The organism is Mesorhizobium sp. Primo-A (assembly GCF_003997175.1).
Taxonomy (GTDB): domain Bacteria; phylum Pseudomonadota; class Alphaproteobacteria; order Rhizobiales; family Rhizobiaceae; genus Mesorhizobium; species Mesorhizobium ciceri.
This window is the reverse complement of sequence record NZ_RZTG01000005.1, coordinates 67,206-83,307: the sequence shown is the minus strand read 5'-3', so window position 1 is coordinate 83,307 and position 16,102 is coordinate 67,206. Positions and strand designations below refer to the sequence as shown.

At 62.8% G+C, this 16,102-nt stretch carries 14 protein-coding genes and 1 tRNA gene; 6 read left to right on the top strand and 9 right to left on the bottom strand.

Annotated features, from left to right (window positions below; genetic code table 11):
- Nucleotides 1-114: 114 nt before the first annotated feature.
- From EOC83_RS11045 to EOC83_RS11030, 4 genes are all read right to left on the bottom strand, one after another.
- On the bottom strand, nt 115-747 hold the full coding sequence (locus tag EOC83_RS11045) for a hypothetical protein (RefSeq protein WP_063167747.1): 633 nt from the start codon (nt 745-747) through the stop codon (nt 115-117).
- Between the two features lie 263 nt (nt 748-1,010).
- Nucleotides 1,011-1,367 (bottom strand): hypothetical protein, encoded by a 357-nt coding sequence (locus tag EOC83_RS11040; protein ID WP_024505762.1) that lies wholly within the window; start codon nt 1,365-1,367, stop codon nt 1,011-1,013.
- 151 nt (nt 1,368-1,518) lie between these two features.
- Nucleotides 1,519-1,592: transfer RNA gene (locus EOC83_RS11035), tRNA-Gln, on the bottom strand.
- Nucleotides 1,593-1,779: 187 nt separating this feature from the next.
- The gene (locus EOC83_RS11030) at nt 1,780-2,712 is read right to left on the bottom strand and encodes a lysylphosphatidylglycerol synthase domain-containing protein (protein ID WP_063167748.1); all 933 of its coding nucleotides are present in this window, start codon (nt 2,710-2,712) and stop codon (nt 1,780-1,782) included.
- 375 nt (nt 2,713-3,087) lie between these two features.
- On the opposite strand from EOC83_RS11030, the gene EOC83_RS11025 reads away from it, so the two are divergent.
- Nucleotides 3,088-4,446 carry a Ppx/GppA phosphatase family protein gene (locus EOC83_RS11025; protein ID WP_063167749.1) on the top strand — a complete coding sequence of 453 codons (1,359 nt, stop codon included), beginning with the start codon at nt 3,088-3,090 and terminating at the stop codon, nt 4,444-4,446.
- Nucleotides 4,447-4,674: 228 nt separating this feature from the next.
- A complete protein-coding gene (locus EOC83_RS11015; protein WP_013532288.1) occupies nt 4,675-5,418 on the top strand; it encodes an RlmE family RNA methyltransferase in 744 nt (247 codons plus the stop codon).
- Nucleotides 5,419-5,522: 104 nt separating this feature from the next.
- Here the strand turns inward: EOC83_RS11015 and EOC83_RS11010 are convergent, their stop codons facing one another.
- Nucleotides 5,523-6,941: a DHA2 family efflux MFS transporter permease subunit gene (locus EOC83_RS11010; RefSeq protein WP_013532287.1), complete on the bottom strand. Its 1,419-nt coding sequence runs from the start codon at nt 6,939-6,941 to the stop codon at nt 5,523-5,525.
- 307 nt (nt 6,942-7,248) lie between these two features.
- On the opposite strand from EOC83_RS11010, the gene guaB reads away from it, so the two are divergent.
- From guaB to EOC83_RS10995, 3 genes are read left to right on the top strand one after another with little or no spacing between them, the layout of a single operon-like run.
- Entirely contained in the window at nt 7,249-8,751 is a 1,503-nt protein-coding gene (gene guaB / locus EOC83_RS11005; protein WP_013532286.1) for an IMP dehydrogenase, read from the top strand.
- The gene (locus EOC83_RS11000) at nt 8,702-9,325 is read left to right on the top strand and encodes a hypothetical protein (protein WP_082826435.1); all 624 of its coding nucleotides are present in this window, start codon (nt 8,702-8,704) and stop codon (nt 9,323-9,325) included. The genes guaB and EOC83_RS11000 overlap by 50 nt, the downstream gene beginning before the upstream one ends.
- A 37-nt stretch (nt 9,326-9,362) precedes the next feature.
- A complete protein-coding gene (locus tag EOC83_RS10995) occupies nt 9,363-9,782 on the top strand; it encodes an MAPEG family protein (protein WP_063167750.1) in 420 nt (139 codons plus the stop codon).
- A gap of 55 nt (nt 9,783-9,837) precedes the next feature.
- Here EOC83_RS10995 and rnd read toward each other — a convergent pair whose 3' ends face one another.
- The 3 genes from rnd to EOC83_RS10980 form a co-directional block, all read right to left on the bottom strand.
- Nucleotides 9,838-10,989 (bottom strand): ribonuclease D, encoded by a 1,152-nt coding sequence (gene rnd / locus EOC83_RS10990; RefSeq protein ID WP_063167751.1) that lies wholly within the window; start codon nt 10,987-10,989, stop codon nt 9,838-9,840.
- Between the two features lie 75 nt (nt 10,990-11,064).
- Nucleotides 11,065-12,309 carry an MFS transporter gene (locus tag EOC83_RS10985; protein ID WP_063167752.1) on the bottom strand — a complete coding sequence of 415 codons (1,245 nt, stop codon included), beginning with the start codon at nt 12,307-12,309 and terminating at the stop codon, nt 11,065-11,067.
- A 75-nt stretch (nt 12,310-12,384) separates the two neighbouring features.
- Nucleotides 12,385-12,753, bottom strand: coding sequence for a hypothetical protein (locus tag EOC83_RS10980; protein WP_024504702.1), 369 nt, complete (start codon nt 12,751-12,753; stop codon nt 12,385-12,387).
- A gap of 194 nt (nt 12,754-12,947) precedes the next feature.
- On the opposite strand from EOC83_RS10980, the gene aspS reads away from it, so the two are divergent.
- Nucleotides 12,948-14,738, top strand: a complete 1,791-nt coding sequence (gene aspS / locus EOC83_RS10975; RefSeq protein WP_063170205.1) for an aspartate--tRNA ligase — start codon at nt 12,948-12,950, stop codon at nt 14,736-14,738.
- A gap of 116 nt (nt 14,739-14,854) precedes the next feature.
- On the opposite strand, the gene EOC83_RS10970 is transcribed toward aspS, so the two are convergent.
- Complete coding sequence (locus tag EOC83_RS10970; RefSeq protein WP_063167753.1) at nt 14,855-16,045, bottom strand: hypothetical protein; 1,191 nt, start codon at nt 16,043-16,045, stop codon at nt 14,855-14,857.
- Between the last annotated feature and the right edge of the window lie 57 nt (nt 16,046-16,102).

The window sequence follows — 16,102 nt, the reverse complement described above, 5'->3', positions numbered from 1 at the left end:
TGCCAGCGAGCCAGCTCTGGTCAGACTCCTTCGCCATCAATGTGTGCCGAAACTGGCAGGCATGGCAAACGCAACGAGTGCCATCGCTGCTTGCATTGGAGACTATCGCCGCCCTTAGCCGGTCTCTTCGGGCACCGTTTCATTTTGCCAGCCGGCTAGCTCAGGCAGGTCGTCAAGCCAGCTTTTCTCGGTCATCAAGGCATCGCCGGCCTGCGGAGCAGCCTCGGTGGCGTTTTGAATGAGCCAGTCCATCCACTTCCGATAGGCAGCCGGGGTCAACTCGGGCGGCAGCACCTTGGCCTTGGCCAGCATGCGTTTGCGGAAACTCACCTGCCTGCGGAGTTTCGTCGTCGTGAATTTGATGGTCTTGCCTTGATATTCGACCGTCCAGCGCCCGTCGCCGTGGCTGGCGAGCCTGTCGATGGCGAAGCCGCTATCCACCGGCCTATCCCGCCAAGGAAGCTCGACGGCATTCTTCCTCAGATCGACTGCCCATCGCCTGTAGTTGGTCCCGGCACGCTGGGGCGGCAGCACCCCTGTCTGTTCGAGCATTTTCCTGCGGAAGGTCGGCTGCTTCTTAAGCTGGCCTGTCGTCAGCTCGATGCGATGCCCGCGGAATTCGACGTGCCAGCGGATCCTGCCATTGCCGAAATACTTGACCAGCCTGTCGATGACGAATTCGTCGTCGGAGAGCGTCACGCAGCCTTGGCTGATGCGTTCGAGAAGGAATCGGCTGTCACTGACCATTACGCGTTTGCTCCATGCTCCTCGATGTAGCAGAGGCCGGGTGCCGGGAGTGGAGCGCGACCGGAATCGGCCTCGGCTTCATCGAAGGAAATCACGCAGCCGAAGCGGCCTACAGGAAGGCAGGGTAAGTGACGACACGGCGCGCGATGCGGCGAACGCCGGAATAAATATGCCGGCTCGTTGGATCGACTGGTGTTGCGGCGGTGTCTTGAATTTCACGCTTGGCGCGTTCGACGGGGTCGCTGGTACAGCACTCCACTCGCTTAATCTGGTGCCATCTGGCAATTGGGGCCAATCCATTTATTTGCCGAAGTATCGAGTTCATTGTCCATGTCGGAGGCGCTGCATACAGGATACCGATCATCACCGCGCCGAGCCATACTTAAGGACTTATACCGGCGAAGGAGTGCATCGTGATCTTGGGGCTGTTGGCCTTGTCGCTGCGACGAAAGCTTCATCATGCAATTGGCAAAAGCATCCGTGCCTTGTTTAAAACCAAAGCCGGTACACTGCGCCTTGTCTTCCGCAGTCTGGGTTTGACTGGCATTCCCCTTGTCTGTCGTGCAGCCAACCAAGAAAGTAACGAACATCAGAAATCCGATGAAGACCAAAGCGCGCATTCCGTTCTTCCTTCGATAATTTCGATCCTTTGACGATCCTATAAATGTCACCCCGCCGCAACCCACCATAGCTGGAATCCCGTCAGGTGGTCGCCAGGGAGCATTTCACGATGATGAGCGTTGGTGATTGTTTTGATCGAGAGAAGAGGAGTGGCTGGGGAACCTGGATTCGAACCAGGACTAACGGAGTCAGAGTCCGTGGGTCTACCGTTAACCTATTCCCCAGCAGGCACGATCTTGAATATCACGATAAACGTGAAAACCGTGCGGGCCGAGCGGGCAAGCCGCTGTGAGCGCTGCCTTGTAGCCGCCAGCGGAAAATAGTCAAGCCTGCTCTGTGCGTCAATGGCACGTTTCGACAGGACGCCACACTGCAGATGCCGGCGCGCGGCGCCCAGTCCTATTCCACGCCTCAAGGCTCCGTCCGGCTGAACTGCGAGCGTTCGAAGAACAGCACGATGCCCAGGCCCAGAATCAGCGGGACGATCAGGTAGAACAGCCGGAACACCAGCAGCGCCGCCAGCACGCCGACCGGATCCATGTCCGACAGGCCGGCGAGGAACACCACCTCGAACACGCCGAGTCCGCCCGGCGCATGCGAGATCTGCGCGATCGAGAAGGAGACGAGGAAGACGCCCAGTATGACGAAGTAGCCGGGATTGTGGGCCGCGGGCAGGGCGAAGAAGATGATCGCGGCGGCGGCCAGCAGTTCGATCGGGCCGATCAGCAACTGCCGGGCGACGATCGGCAGCGCCGGATAATGCAGCTGAAAGCTGGCGATCTTCAGCGGGCGCAGATGCAGCCAGCTGCCGAAGATATAGGCGGCGACGAGCAGCAGCATCGCGATACCGGCCGCTTCGGACAGGCCATGATGGGCGATGCCGGAAAATCGGTCGAGTATCTCAGGCTCGAACACCAGAACGAGGCCCGAGGCCAAAATCGTCGACAGCACGAAGGTGATCCAGCAGACCGCCACCAGCACGCCGACATCCTGTCCGGTCAGGCCCCTGGTACCGTAGGCGCGGTAGCGGATGACGGCGCCCGAGAACACCGAACCGCCAATGTTGTGCGACAGCGCATAGGTGGTGAAGGAGCACAGCGTGACGAACAGCCACGACACGCGCTTGCCGATATGCAGAAGCGCGATGTGGTCGTAGCCGGCGAGCGAAGCATAGGCGATGATCGAACTCAGCGCGGCAAGAACCCAGCCGCGGGTCGGAATGGCAGCGATGCCGTCCCAGACATCGTCGAGCGAAATGCCGCGCAGTTCGTGCCAGAGCAGCAGCAGCGAGAAGATCACCGCCGCGATGCCGACGACCGGCCAGAAATAGCGTCTCCAGTTCATTGCCTGACTGCCATGCGTTGCGGGGTCCGCTTCCTTTCGTGGCTGGTGGGAGGCCGGCTGCGCCGGATTCTTCCGCTCATTTCAGAAATGCCTCATCGAAGCCGGCTATTCAACCGCGAACCCTTGTCGCAGCGGCGGCCGGCAAGATTTGTCCGTGGGGCGCCCGAAAGAGATGCCGGCAGGCGTTGCGCCGGCAACTGCGGCGTGCGGATTCATCACGCGGCCGCGCCGGAACGGCGGTCAGCGGCCTGCCGGTAAAATTCGGCATGCGGCTCTTGGTGATCGGGCACGGCGCTGTTAGTCTGGCGACAACTTAAAACACTGAAGCGCCTGCTGCGTCCATCATAGGTTCGCGCGGCGCCGGAAGGAACGACAGTGGAAGACCACGATACCGGCGCCGGCGCGCCGGAGGTGGGCGTGTCCAGCTCTTCCCAGCGGTCGGCTGACCCGGGGAACGCAAGCTGGCAGCAACGCCGCCCGACGGAGCTCCGCTCGGCAGACGGGCAGGCGGGCGACGCACCCCACAAAGGCAAGCCCAAGAAGCGGCGCAAGCGAAGGCGCGGGCGCAAGGTTTTTGCGCGCGACGAAGCGCGTCCCGCGGAGAATCGATCGCCGGCGCCAGGCAAAACCGGTGCCCCGGCGGCGGAGGCCCACAGACCGGCGGAAGCGGTGGTCTCGCCCGCCGCTCTTGTGCCGCGGCCGGAACAAGGCGCCCGTCGGCCGCCGGTCCATGAGCTTCCGGTGTTTGCGGCGCTTGACCTCGGCACCAACAATTGCCGGCTGTTGGTCGCCGTGCCGACGCGGCATGGCCAGTTCCGCGTCATCGACGCCTTTTCGCGCATCGTCCGGCTGGGCGAGGGGCTCACCGCCAATGGCCGGCTCGGCCAGCCGGCGATGGACCGCGCGGTCGAGGCGCTGAAAATCTGCGGCGACAAATTGCGCAACCGCAAGATCAGAAAAGCCCGGCTGATCGCCACCGAGGCCTGCCGCACGGCCGAAAACGGCGTCGAATTCATCGACCGCGTCGAACGCGAGGCCGGCCTGAAGCTCGAGATCATCGACCGCCAGACCGAGGCGCGGCTGGCGGTGTCCGGCTGCGGCTCGCTGGTCGAGCGCGACACCCAAGGCGTCGTGCTGTTCGATATTGGCGGCGGTTCGTCGGAAATCGCGCTCATCGATCTCGCCGGCCGCCGTTCGCCGAGGTTGGCCAATCATATCGTGTCGTGGACGTCGCTGCCGGTCGGCGTCGTCTCGCTGGCCGAGCGCTTTGGCGGCCGCACGGTGACGCGCGAGATCTTCGCCGCCATGGTCGATGACGTTGCCGGCCGGCTGGCCAGCTTCGACGGTCGCGATCGGCTGAGCCATCTCAAGGCCAGCCCGAATTTCCATCTGCTGGGCACGTCCGGAACGGTGACGACGCTGGCCGGTGTCCACCTTGAACTCGAGCGCTATGATCGCCGCCGTGTCGACGGGCTGTGGATGGACCGCGACAGCGTCGACCGCATGGTCGAAAGACTGGTTGGCTGGGATTTCCAGCAGCGCTGCGCCAACCCTTGCATCGGTGCCGATCGCGCCGATCTGGTACTGGCCGGCTGTGCTATCCTCGAAGCGATCCGCGCCGTATGGCCGTCCGAGCGGTTGCGGGTCGCCGATCGTGGCCTGCGCGAAGGTATTTTGAGCGAATTGATGGCCGATGATGGCGTCTGGCGCAACGATGGGCGTGGCAGAGCGTGAACAGTCGACCCCCACTCCGTCGAGCTACGCTCGACACCTCTCCCCCGATCGACGGGGAGAGGAAAGGCGTGAACTTATGCAGGCTGGCTCCCTTCCTCTCCCTCCGGAGGGGGGAGAGGTGGCTCGGCGAAGCCGAGACGGAGTGGGGGAAGCCCTTCACGAAACGCGCAGACGTCGAAAAATGAGCACAACTCGACGAGCGAGAAAACCCGGACCAGAAATCAGGCAATGACCAAGAAACCGGAAAAACCAGGATCCGCCAGCATTCGCGTGCTGAAGACGCGGATCAAGAAGAAGAGCGGGCTGAAGGAATCGTCGCGCCGTTGGCTGCAGCGCCACATCAACGATCCCTATGTCCAGCGCTCCAAGGCCGACGGCTATCGCTCACGCGCGGCCTATAAGCTGATCGAGATCGACGACAAGCATCATCTGTTGAAACCCGGCATGAAGGTGATCGACCTCGGTGCCGCCCCCGGCGGCTGGTGCCAGGTCGCCGCCGCGCGGACGAAATCGACGGCCGACAAGCCGCATGTCATCGGCATCGATTATCTCGAAATGGACGCCGTGCCCGGCGCACCGGTGCTGCTGATGGATTTCCTCGATCCGCAGGCGCCGCAGAAGCTGGCCGAGGCGCTGGGTGGGGATCCCGATATCGTGTTGTCCGACATGGCGGCACCGACCACCGGCCACAAGCGGACCGACCATATCCGCACCATGCATCTGTGCGAGGTGGCGGCCGATTTCGCGCTGTCGGTGCTGAAGCCAGGCGGGCACTTCCTTGCCAAGACCTTCCAGGGCGGCGCCGAAAACGAACTGCTCTCCATGCTCAAGAAGAATTTCCGCTCGGTCCATCACGTCAAGCCGCCGGCGTCGCGGGATGAATCGGTCGAGCTTTATTTGCTGGCCAAGGATTTCAAAGGGCGAGATCTTCCTTCTCCCCTGGGAGAAGGTGTCGCCGAAGGCGACGGATGAGCTCCAGGGAGCGCCAACGTTTCACTCCGCTGGAACACCCCTCATCCGTCTCGGCGCTTTCGCGCCGATCCACCTTCTCCCACAGGGGAGAAGGCAAGAGGGAACTACTTCCCCGCCGTGCTCGTTTCCAGCGTCTTGGGTGTGGTCAGGCGGCCGTGGCCGGAGATGGCGTTGCCGGCATCGGGCGCCAGCCGCATGAACGACAGCGACGCGGCGGCGGAAATCGCCGCGACGACGAAAAACGCGGTGTGGAAATCCGCCAGCGTCAGTGACCTGTCGTGCAGGCTCGTGGACACCTCCAGGATTCCGCCGGCCAGCGCCACGCCGAGCGCGACCGACAACTGCTGGAACACCGCCGTGATCGGTGTCGCCTTGCTGGTGTCTTCAGCCGAAACCTCGGCATAGGCGAGCGCATTGACGCCGGTGAAGAACATCGAGCGGATGAAGCCGCCGACGAGCAGCATGGCCAGCATCAAGAGATAGGGTGTGTCGGGTGTGAACAGGCCGTTGATGGCGATCGAGGCGGCGGCGACCAGAGAACCGACAACCAGGACGCGGCGGAAGCCGGCGACGCGGAAGATCAGCGCGGTGACAAACTTCATCCCGATGGCGCCGATCGCCGAGACGAAGGTGATCATGCCGGACTGGAACGGCGTCAGCCCAAAACCGATCTGGAACATCAGCGGCAGCAGGAACGGCACGGCACCAATGCCGATGCGGAACAGTCCGCCGCCAAGCACCGAGGAGCGGAACACCTGGTTGCGGAACAATTCGAGCGCCAGCAAGGGATTTTTGGCGCGCCGCGCGTGCAGCAGATAGAGCGCGCCCGACAGCAGGCCGACCGCTACGGTGATAAGGCCGGTGGCCGGCGGCAAATAGGGCAGGCTCACCACCGACAGGCCGAAAACCACGCCGGATGCCGCCAGCCCGCTTAGCACGAAGCCGAGGAAGTCGAGCGGCGGCGTCTCCATCGATTCGGTCTCCGGCAGGAAACGCGTCGCCAGCCAGATGCCGATCAGGCCGATCGGCACATTGATCAGGAAGATCCAGTGCCAGGTGAAGTAGGTGGTGATGAAGCCGCCGACCGGCGGCCCGACCAACGGTCCGACCAACGCCGGAACGGTTAGCCAGGACATCGCCGCGACGAGTTCGCTCTTCGGTGTCGCGCGCACCAGCACCAGCCGCCCGACCGGTGTCATCATGGCGCCGCCAATGCCTTGCAGGAAGCGCGAGACCACAAAAGCCGGCAGCGAACCGGAGAGCGCGCAGGCGATCGAGCCGACGATGAAGACGGCGATCGCGGCGCGAAAGATATTCTTGGCGCCGAAACGGTCGGCCATCCAGCCGCTGATCGGAATGAAGATCGCCAGCGAGACGAGATAGGCGGTCAGGGCCAGCTTGAGCGCGATCGGGCTGGTGTGGATGTCGACGGCGATCGCCGGCAGCGATGTCGCGATAACAGTCGAATCCATGTTTTCCATGAAAAGGGCGACCGCCAATATAAGCGGGATGGTGCGGTTCAAGGAACGCGTCCAGACTTGAATGTTGCGTTGCCGGTTGCATGTCGGCCCTGAGGCGGGCGGTTACCATGCCTTCGCCGGGATGTCGCATTAATTTGCTGTCACTTTTGTGCGACCGGCAACCACAGGTGGCATCCCTTCGCCGGAAAGTCACCTTTCCGGGAGCGTGAAATCATCCGCTTTTCATCGGTGCTTGGACGTGGTACCAGCCAGCGCCAATCCTGAAAGGGAAGAAACGAGTCGGCGCTGTCCATTCCGGTCCAGCGCTTTTTTGTATTCCCCCACCGTTTTTATGTTCAAGGGACTGGCCATGGCAAAAATCATCGAAACGTCCACCGGCGCATTGGCGCTGACCTTTGACGACGTGCTGCTGCAGCCGGGTCATTCCGAGGTCATGCCCGGCGAAACCGATGTCCGCACCCGCATCGCCGGCGACATCGACCTGAATGTGCCGATCCTGTCGGCGGCGATGGACACCGTCACCGAGGCCCGGCTTGCCATAGCCATGGCCCAGGCCGGCGGCATTGGCGTCATCCACCGCAATTTCTCGCCGGCCGAACAGGCCGAGCAGGTGCGGCAGGTCAAGAAATTCGAATCCGGCATGGTGGTCAATCCCGTCACCATCGGCCCCGACGCGACGCTCGCCGACGCGCTGGGCCTGATGCGCAGCTATTCGATCTCGGGCATTCCGGTGGTCGAGAACGGCGGCAGCGGCGGCCACAAGATCGGCCGGCTGATCGGCATCCTGACCAATCGCGACGTGCGCTTTGCGTCCGATCCGGCGCAGAAGGTCCATGAACTGATGACCCGTGACAACCTGATCACGGTCAAGGAGAACGTCGACCAGGACGAGGCCAAGCGCCTCCTGCACCAGCACAGGATCGAAAAGCTGGTGGTCGTCGACAGGCAGGGCAATTGCGTCGGACTGATCACCGTCAAGGATATCGAGAAGTCGCAGCTCAATCCGCACGCCACCAAGGACGCACAGGGCCGCCTGCGCGCCGCCGCCGCCACCAGCGTCGGCGATGACGGTTTCGAGCGCGCCGAACGCCTCATCGATGCCGGCGTCGACCTTCTGGTGATCGACACCGCGCATGGCCACTCGCAGCGCGTGCTCGACGCCGTCACGCGGGCGAAAAAACTATCCAACTCCGTCCGCATCCTGGCTGGCAATGTCGCCACCGCCGCGGGCACGCAGGCGCTGATCGACGCCGGCGCCGACGCCGTCAAGGTCGGCATCGGCCCGGGTTCCATCTGCACCACCCGCATCGTTGCCGGCGTCGGCGTGCCGCAGCTCTCAGCCATCATGTCGGCGGTCGAGACGGCGCACAAATCCGGCGTCTCGGTGATCGCCGATGGCGGCATCAAATATTCCGGCGATCTGGCCAAGGCGCTCGCCGCAGGCGCCAGTGCGGCCATGATCGGCTCGCTGCTGGCCGGAACCGACGAAAGCCCGGGCGAGGTCTATCTGCACCAGGGCCGCTCCTTCAAGGCCTATCGCGGCATGGGCTCGGTCGGCGCCATGGCCCGCGGCTCGGCCGATCGCTACTTCCAGGCCGAGGTGCGCGACACGCTGAAACTGGTCCCGGAAGGCATCGAAGGGCAGGTTCCCTACAAAGGACCTGTGTCTGGCGTGCTGCACCAGCTTGCGGGCGGCTTGAAAGCCGCTATGGGTTATGTTGGTGGCCGCGACCTTGCCGATTTCCGCGAGCGCGCCACCTTTGTGCGCATATCCAATGCCGGACTTCGTGAAAGCCACGCCCATGACGTCACGATTACCCGCGAAAGCCCGAACTATCCCGGCGGAGCCTGACCAGTACGGGCTCGGGCGGAGCCTGACGGCAACGATCCTGCGGCTGCCGCGCCACGCAGGCGCACTCTGTTTCCTGTCGGCGGTGGTTTTCATCGCCATGACGGCTATGGAATTCCTCTACTTCCGCCAGTTGAGCGGCGGCTTGCCATCACTCGACATGCGTATTTTCGGTTTCACTCCGGACGAAGGCATGGCCTGGCTGACGGCACTCGGCCGGCGCGGCGGCGAGATCATTCTCGTCTGGCACTATCTGACCTTCGATCTGTTGTTCCCGGCGCTGCTGTCTGTGACGCTGGTCAGCCTGATCCTGGCCACCGGCCGGCGATTGAAGGCTTTCCGCGTGCAGCCGGTGCAGCTGCAGTCGATCTTCGCGCTGGTCCTGGTGCTGCCCTACACGCTTGCCGACTACGCCCAGAACATCGCGGTAGCGCGGCTTCTGTCCGATTTCCTGTCGGCGAATCCGGACTCGCTGTCTTTGGCTTCGGCGCTCACCGTCACCAAATTCGCGCTTTTCGCCGTCCCGGTGATCGTCATTGCCGCCTTCTGGCTGGCAGGCCAGAAACGCCTGGCCTGATGCCGCGCGCAAAGCTCAGCCCGCTAGGGGAAACTTCGTGAACCAGACCACGATCTTCTGGCCTGTTCTGGCGCATGTGCTGCTGATCTACATCGTCTACTGCGTCCTGGGTCGCCGCAGATACGGCGCAATCAGGTCAGGCGAGGCGAAGCCAGCTCAGTTCAAGGTGCGTTCGACCGAGCCGGCCTCCAGCGTCACCGTTGCCGCCAATCTCACCAACCAGTTCGAGCTGCCGGTGCTGTTCTATGTGCTGTGCCTGACGCTGCACCTGACCAACGGCGTCAACTATCTGACCCTGGCGCTGATGTGGATTTTCGTCGCATCGCGCTATTTCCACGCCTGGGTTCACCTGACCAGCAACAATCTGCTGCTGCGCAGCCGCTCGTTCTTCGTCAGTGCGGTGATTCTCCTGCTGGGATGGATCTGGTTCGCCCTACACCTGCTCGGCGTGGTTTGAGCAGAGCACCTTTTCCTTCTCCCGCAAGGGGAGAAGGAAAGTCCGCGAGGGACGTCTACAGGTCGAACACCGCAATCTTGCGCTTGTCGAACTTGATGCCGATCTCGCCGCGCACCAGCTTGAGCGCGGCCTCGCCGAACACCGCGCGCCGCCAGCCCTGCAGGGCCGGTACGTCGGCGTCCTCGCCCTCGGCGGCGATACGGTCGATGTCGTCGCTGGAGGCCAGCACCTTGGACGCGACGCCTTCCTTTTCGGCGACGATCCGCAGCAGCACCTTCAACAGTTCCGCCGCGGCGCTCGAGCCCTCGGGCGGCTGGAAACTCTTTGGCAGTTTCGGCATCTGCTCCTTGGGCAAGGCAAGGGCGGTGTTGACCGCGCCGAGCAGCGCCGTTGCCGTCGACGAGCGCTCCCAGCCCTTCGGCGTCGTGCGCAGCTTGCCAAGGGCTGCCGCGTCGCGCGGCGCCTGCTGCGCCACCTCGTAGATCGCGTCGTCCTTCAGCACGCGGCCGCGCGGCACGTCGCGTTCGCGCGCCTCGCGCTCGCGCCACGCCGCAACGCCCTGCACGATCGCCAGTTCCTGCGGCTTGCGCAGCCGCATCTTCAGCCGTTTCCAGGCGTCCTCGGGGTGCGGATCATAGGTCTCGCGCGAGGTCAGCACCTCCATTTCCTCGTTGAGCCAATGGGCGCGGTTTTCGCGCGCCAGTTCGGCGCTGAGGTGCTGATAGACCTCGATCAGATGGGTGACGTCGGCCAGCGCATAGTCGAGCTGCTTGTCGGAAAGCGGCCGGTGGCGCCAGTCGGTGAAGCGCGACGACTTGTCGAGCCGCGCGCCGGTGATGCGCTGCACGAGCTGATCGTAGGAAACGCTGTCGCCGAAGCCGCAGACCATCGCCGCCACTTGCGTGTCGAACACTGGATGCGGAACCAGATCGCCGAGATGGACGATGATTTCGATGTCCTGCCGCGCGGCGTGGAAGACTTTGACCACCGCCTCGTTGGCCATCAGCCTGAAGAACGGCTTCAGGTCGATATCGGGAGCCAGCGGATCGATCAGTGCCGTCACGCCGGGAGCGGCCATCTGGATCAGGCACAGGATCGGCCAAAACGTCGTTTCTCGAATGAATTCGGTGTCGACAGTGACGAAATCCGACTTTTCGAAAGCGGCGAGAACGGTCTCGAGTTCTTTCTGGGTGGTGATGACGTGCATCAAATCGCTTTTGGCAGGAGTAAGGTCTTCCTAGATTTCAGCCGCCGGGGCTTTCGTCAAGCTTTGGCACCGCCATCATGAGGTTCCCGGACCGTCGGAATCGCCGTTTCTCCTGGCCAGCCGCGCGAAAACCGTCGAAGTGCGCAGGAGCGCAATGAAGCGGCCGCGCCTGCCCGCCGGCACGCCGGACCGAGCCTGCATGCGGTAGAGGATGACAGCGATGAAGATCGCATAGACCACCGCGCTGAATACAAACAGGGCGCCCGGTCCGAAATATTGCATCGCCGTCGAGGCGGCGAACGGGCCGCCGATCGCGCCGAAGGAATAGAACAGCATCAGCGCCGCGTTGATCAGCACGAACTCGCCGGTGTCGGCGCGATCGTTGGAGTGGGCCGCCGACAACGAATAGAGCGGCATGGCGAAACAGCCGAAGATGAAGACGAGGACGAAGTTGAGCAGCGGATTGCTACCGGCGATGAACACCAGCGCCAGCGCCGAAAGCATCGCGCAGCAGGTCGTCATCAGCAGCACCCGGCGCCGGTCCCAGCGGTCGGAGAGGTAGCCGAGCGGATACTGGATGATGGCGCCGCCGAAGATGCCGACGCTGACGAAGGTCACGACATCGGCGACCGACATGCCGATCTGCTCGGCATAGACCGGGGACAAGGTGCGAAAGGCGCTGTTGGTGACGCCGACGGCGATGCAGCCGAAGCAGCCCAGCGGCGAAATCCGCCAGACGCGCGCCAGGTCGAGCTTGACCTCTTCGGGTGGTGTCGGGTTGGAGCGGTCGCCGAGCGACACCGGCACCAGCGACAGCGTGATCATCATCGACATGATGGCGAAGATAGCGAAACCGCCAGCGCCGAAGATCGGGATCAGGAACTGGGCTGATGTCACCGAACCGATGTCGACCATCCGGTAGATCGCCAGCACGCGTGCCCGATCGTGATTGCTGACGCCGGAATTCAGCCAGCTTTCGACGATGGTGAACAGCCCGGCGAAGCAGAAGCCGCCGGCAAGACGCACCGCGCACCACATCACCGGATCGATGACCAGCACCAGGAGCAAGGTGCCGACTGAGGCGATTGCCGCCAGCGCCGAAAATGCCCTGATATGGCCGACCGCCTTCATGATGCGGGTGATGGCTAGGCAGCCGAGCAGGAAGCCGGCGAAGTAGAAGGTGCCCATCAGGCCTATGTCGGAAGCGGAAAACCCTTCCTGCGCGCCGCGCAGCGCGATCAGCGTGCTCTGCAGCCCATTGCCGCCGAGCAGGATGCCTGCGGCGAGAAGAAGCGGGATCATCGGGCGGATGGAGGACATGAAGAGGCGATCACGTGTCGGTGATCCCTTCTTGGACCATCGCCCTGGCCAACGCCAGCAGCAATTCCCGGCAAACTACAGCGAGGATATGTCCAACTCTTCGTGGAAGGTCCAAACGCTTATGAACGGGCCGTCGTTTAGGTTCTTGCTATAGATCGTCATGATCACCTGTTGCCGTTGATCGTCGCGCGGAGGCAACTGACCGGTGATGAGCCGGAAACCGTCGGGATCTACGCCAACAGCGAATTGCTGTTCCGGGTCGATACGATCGTAGTCGATTATGAGCCGCGATCCGTCGAACTGCTCCCGCATCGATTCGTCGTTCGGAAAGTCACCATCGGAGAGGGCTTTGAACCGCGCCCAATCGTCTATGCGAGCCGCGTCAAGCAGGTTGACGATGCGGCTGCGCTCTTGAGGTGTCAGAAAGAGCTTCTGGTTTTGCATATCCTGATCTCATTTGCCGTAAACGTAGCGGTAGAGGATATCGCTATCCATTGTGCCGCCCAAGTTTACAACGGATGTCCTGTCGAAGCCGCTTGCCTTGACAAATCCGGCCTCCCATGCGCTTTTCGCGCAAATTTTGAGGCCGGGCTTGATGCTTGGCCTGCAACCCAGCACCCCGGACTTTACCAATGACAATGCACCGTTACCGCAGCCATACCTGTGCCCAGTTGAGGAAGAGCGACGTCGGCTCGACCGTTCGCCTGTCCGGCTGGGTGCATCGCGTGCGCGATCATGGCGGCCTGCTCTTCATCGACCTGCGCGACAATTATGGCCTGACCCAGATCGTCGCCGATCCGGATTCGCCTGCCTTCAAGGTCGCCGAGACCGTGCGCGGCGAGTGGGTCATCCGCGTCGACGGCGAGGTCAAGGCGCGCTTGCCCGAGACCACCAACGCCAATCTGCCGACCGGCGAGATCGAGATCTTCGCCCGCGAGATCGAGGTGCTGTCGGCGGCCAAGGAATTGCCGCTGCCGGTGTTCGGCGAGCCTGACTATCCCGAGGATATCAGGCTGAAATACCGTTTTCTCGACCTGCGCCGCGAGACGCTGCACAAGAACATCATTGCGCGGACAAAAATCATCGCCGAAATGCGCAAGCGCATGGGCGAGGTCGGCTTCACCGAATTCTCGACGCCGATCCTGACCGCGTCGTCGCCGGAAGGCGCGCGCGACTTCCTGGTGCCGTCGCGCATCCATCCCGGCACCTTCTATGCGCTGCCGCAGGCGCCGCAGCAGTATAAGCAGCTGATCATGGTGTCGGGCTTCGACCGCTATTTCCAGATCGCGCCCTGCTTCCGCGACGAGGACCCGCGTGCCGATCGCCTGCCCGGCGAATTCTACCAGCTCGACCTCGAAATGAGCTTCGTCGAGCAGGACGACGTGCTGTCGACCATGGAACCTGTCATGCGCGGGGTCTTCGAGACCTTCGCCAACGGCAAGCCGGTGACGCAGAATTTCCAGCGCATTCCCTATGATGTGGCCATGCGCAAATACGGCTCCGACAAGCCGGACCTGCGCAACCCGATCGAGATGCAGGCCGTCTCCGATCATTTTCGCGATTCCGGCTTCAAGGTGTTCGCCAACATCCTGGCCAGCGACCCGAAGGCCGAAGTGTGGGGCATTCCCGCCAAGACCGGCGGCAGCCGCGCCTTCTGCGACCGCATGAATTCCTGGGCGCAGGGCGAGGGCCAGCCGGGGCTGGGCTATATCTTCTGGCGCAAGGAGGGCGACAAGCTCGAAGGCGCCGGTCCGCTCGCCAAGAACATCGGCGAGGAGCGCACCGAGGCGATCCGCCTTCAGCTCGGCCTTGCCGATGGCGACGCCGCCTTCTTCGTTGCCGGCGACCCGAAGAAGTTCGTCTCCTTCGCGGGGGCTGCGCGCACCCGTGCCGGCGAGGAGCTGAACCTTGTCGACCGCGAGCGTTTCGAGCTGTGCTGGATCGTCGACTTCCCGTTCTTCGAGTGGAACGAGGAAGAGAAGAAGATCGACTTCGCCCACAACCCGTTCTCGATGCCGCAAGGTGGCATCGATGCGCTGAATGGCGAGGACCTGCTCGGCATCAAGGCGTTCCAGTACGACATGGTCTGCAACGGTTTCGAGATCGCCTCAGGCGGTATCCGCAACCATCTGCCCGAAACCATGGTCAAGGCGTTCGAGACGGTAGGGCTGGACCGCGCCACGGTCGAGGAGCGCTTCGGCGGCCTCTATCGTGCCTTCCAGTATGGCGCACCGCCGCATGGCGGCATGGCCGCCGGCGTCGACCGCGTCGTCATGCTGCTGCTCGGCGCCAAGAACCTGCGTGAGATCACCATGTTCCCGATGAACCAGCAGGCCTATGATCTGTTGATGAATGCACCCTCGGAAGCGAGCCCGCAGCAGCTTCGCGACCTGGCGCTGCGCGTTGCCGTGCCCAAGAAGGACGCCTGATCGCGCGCTTTGGGCGATGCTTTAAAGAACCGCCCGAACCGATTCTTTCGATTCGCTAATCCCAAGAAAAAGCCCGGCATCGCTGCCGGGCTTTTCGCATAGCGAGATCGCTTCGATCAGTCTTCGTTGGCCTTGACGGTGACACCGAGCGTCTTGGGCAGATCGAGCGGGTTGGACATGGCACCCGCCATGATCAGCGCGAACGGCACGGATGCCGGCGGCTCGGCCGAGATTTCGAGGCTCTTCGGATCGTCGAGGAATTTGCTGACCGCGGCCGTAACCTGCGCAGTCAGTTCCGGATTGTTGAGCTGCGCCATGCCGAACGGCACGATCGCCTTGGCCTGGTTGGCGATGTCCTTGCCGGACATGCCTTGCTGCTTGCCGACATAGTCCAGAACCTTGTTGGTCAGCGAATCGTCGTCGAAGCGGATCGAGGCGCTGTTGAACGAAAGCTGCTGCAACAGGCCGAGCATGGCCATGCCTTGCGCCGAATTGTCGGCGCCTTCCGGCTGTGCCGCCATCTTCTTCTGCATTTCCTGCAGCGACTTGATGAAGTCCAGCGTGTAGCCGCCGAGATTGAAGGTCATGCCGAGCGTGCCGGCATTCTCGACCGAGATGTCGTATTTCGACAGTTCCATCTTGCCGTCCGTGGGCTGCCAGGTGCCGGCCATTTCGAGATTGCCCGCGATGTTCTGGTAGCCGAGCGCGTTGATGACTTCCTTGGACTTGGGATCGTCCACCAGCGTCAGGTCGGCATTGAATTTTTCCGTGGTGGCGGTGAATTCCATCGCCTTGCCGTCCGCCGGCGGCGTGATCTCGATGGCAAGCCCGTCCATCGAGAAGGCGGTCTTGTCGGCGACCTTGACGGTCATGTTCGAGAGTTCGGCGGACTTGTACATCATCAGCGAGCCCAGCGGGCCGGTGGAACCGTCGGCCGGAACTGTCATGTCGTGGATGACGAAGGGGCTGAGGTCGAGGGTGACGCCGTCCTTGCTGTGTGTGAAGGCAGCCGTTGATACGGTGGCGATGTCATAGCCGCCATTTGCCTCGGTCACGCCTTCGAGTTTGACGTCGCCGATGGGAAGCGCTTCCTTCTCCGCCGCCGGTTTGATGGCAACGCCCTGCAGCACCATGCTGGTGTTGTCGCCGGTCACCCCGGTCCAGGTGATGTCGACACCTTGTGCGACAAGCGCTGCCTTCAGCCGGTCGGCCACTGCCGTATCCTGTGCGAGGGCCGCATTCAGCGGCAGCGTGAGCAAGAAGGTCGAAAAAGCCAGTTTCTTGAGAATTGAGCGTTTGATTGTCATCGCAAGGTCCCTGAGAGTGTCCTGAAATTGTTTTTTCAATTATTTGCGCCATCACCA

What these genes read in the sequence shown, in the direction of transcription:
- EOC83_RS11000 (WP_082826435.1), top strand. Translation starts at nt 8,702, where the DNA reads ATGACGTCACGATTACCCGCGAAAGCCCGAACTATCCCGGCGGAGCCT.
- EOC83_RS10985 (WP_063167752.1), bottom strand. Translation starts at nt 12,309, where the DNA reads ATGTCCTCCATCCGCCCGATGATCCCGCTTCTTCTCGCCGCAGGCATC.
- EOC83_RS11030 (WP_063167748.1), bottom strand. Translation starts at nt 2,712, where the DNA reads ATGAACTGGAGACGCTATTTCTGGCCGGTCGTCGGCATCGCGGCGGTG.
- EOC83_RS10970 (WP_063167753.1), bottom strand. Translation starts at nt 16,045, where the DNA reads ATGACAATCAAACGCTCAATTCTCAAGAAACTGGCTTTTTCGACCTTC.
- rnd (WP_063167751.1), bottom strand. Translation starts at nt 10,989, where the DNA reads ATGCACGTCATCACCACCCAGAAAGAACTCGAGACCGTTCTCGCCGCT.
- EOC83_RS11015 (WP_013532288.1), top strand. Translation starts at nt 4,675, where the DNA reads ATGACCAAGAAACCGGAAAAACCAGGATCCGCCAGCATTCGCGTGCTG.
- EOC83_RS11040 (WP_024505762.1), bottom strand. Translation starts at nt 1,367, where the DNA reads ATGCGCGCTTTGGTCTTCATCGGATTTCTGATGTTCGTTACTTTCTTG.
- guaB (WP_013532286.1), top strand. Translation starts at nt 7,249, where the DNA reads ATGGCAAAAATCATCGAAACGTCCACCGGCGCATTGGCGCTGACCTTT.
- EOC83_RS11045 (WP_063167747.1), bottom strand. Translation starts at nt 747, where the DNA reads ATGGTCAGTGACAGCCGATTCCTTCTCGAACGCATCAGCCAAGGCTGC.
- aspS (WP_063170205.1), top strand. Translation starts at nt 12,948, where the DNA reads ATGCACCGTTACCGCAGCCATACCTGTGCCCAGTTGAGGAAGAGCGAC.
- EOC83_RS10980 (WP_024504702.1), bottom strand. Translation starts at nt 12,753, where the DNA reads ATGCAAAACCAGAAGCTCTTTCTGACACCTCAAGAGCGCAGCCGCATC.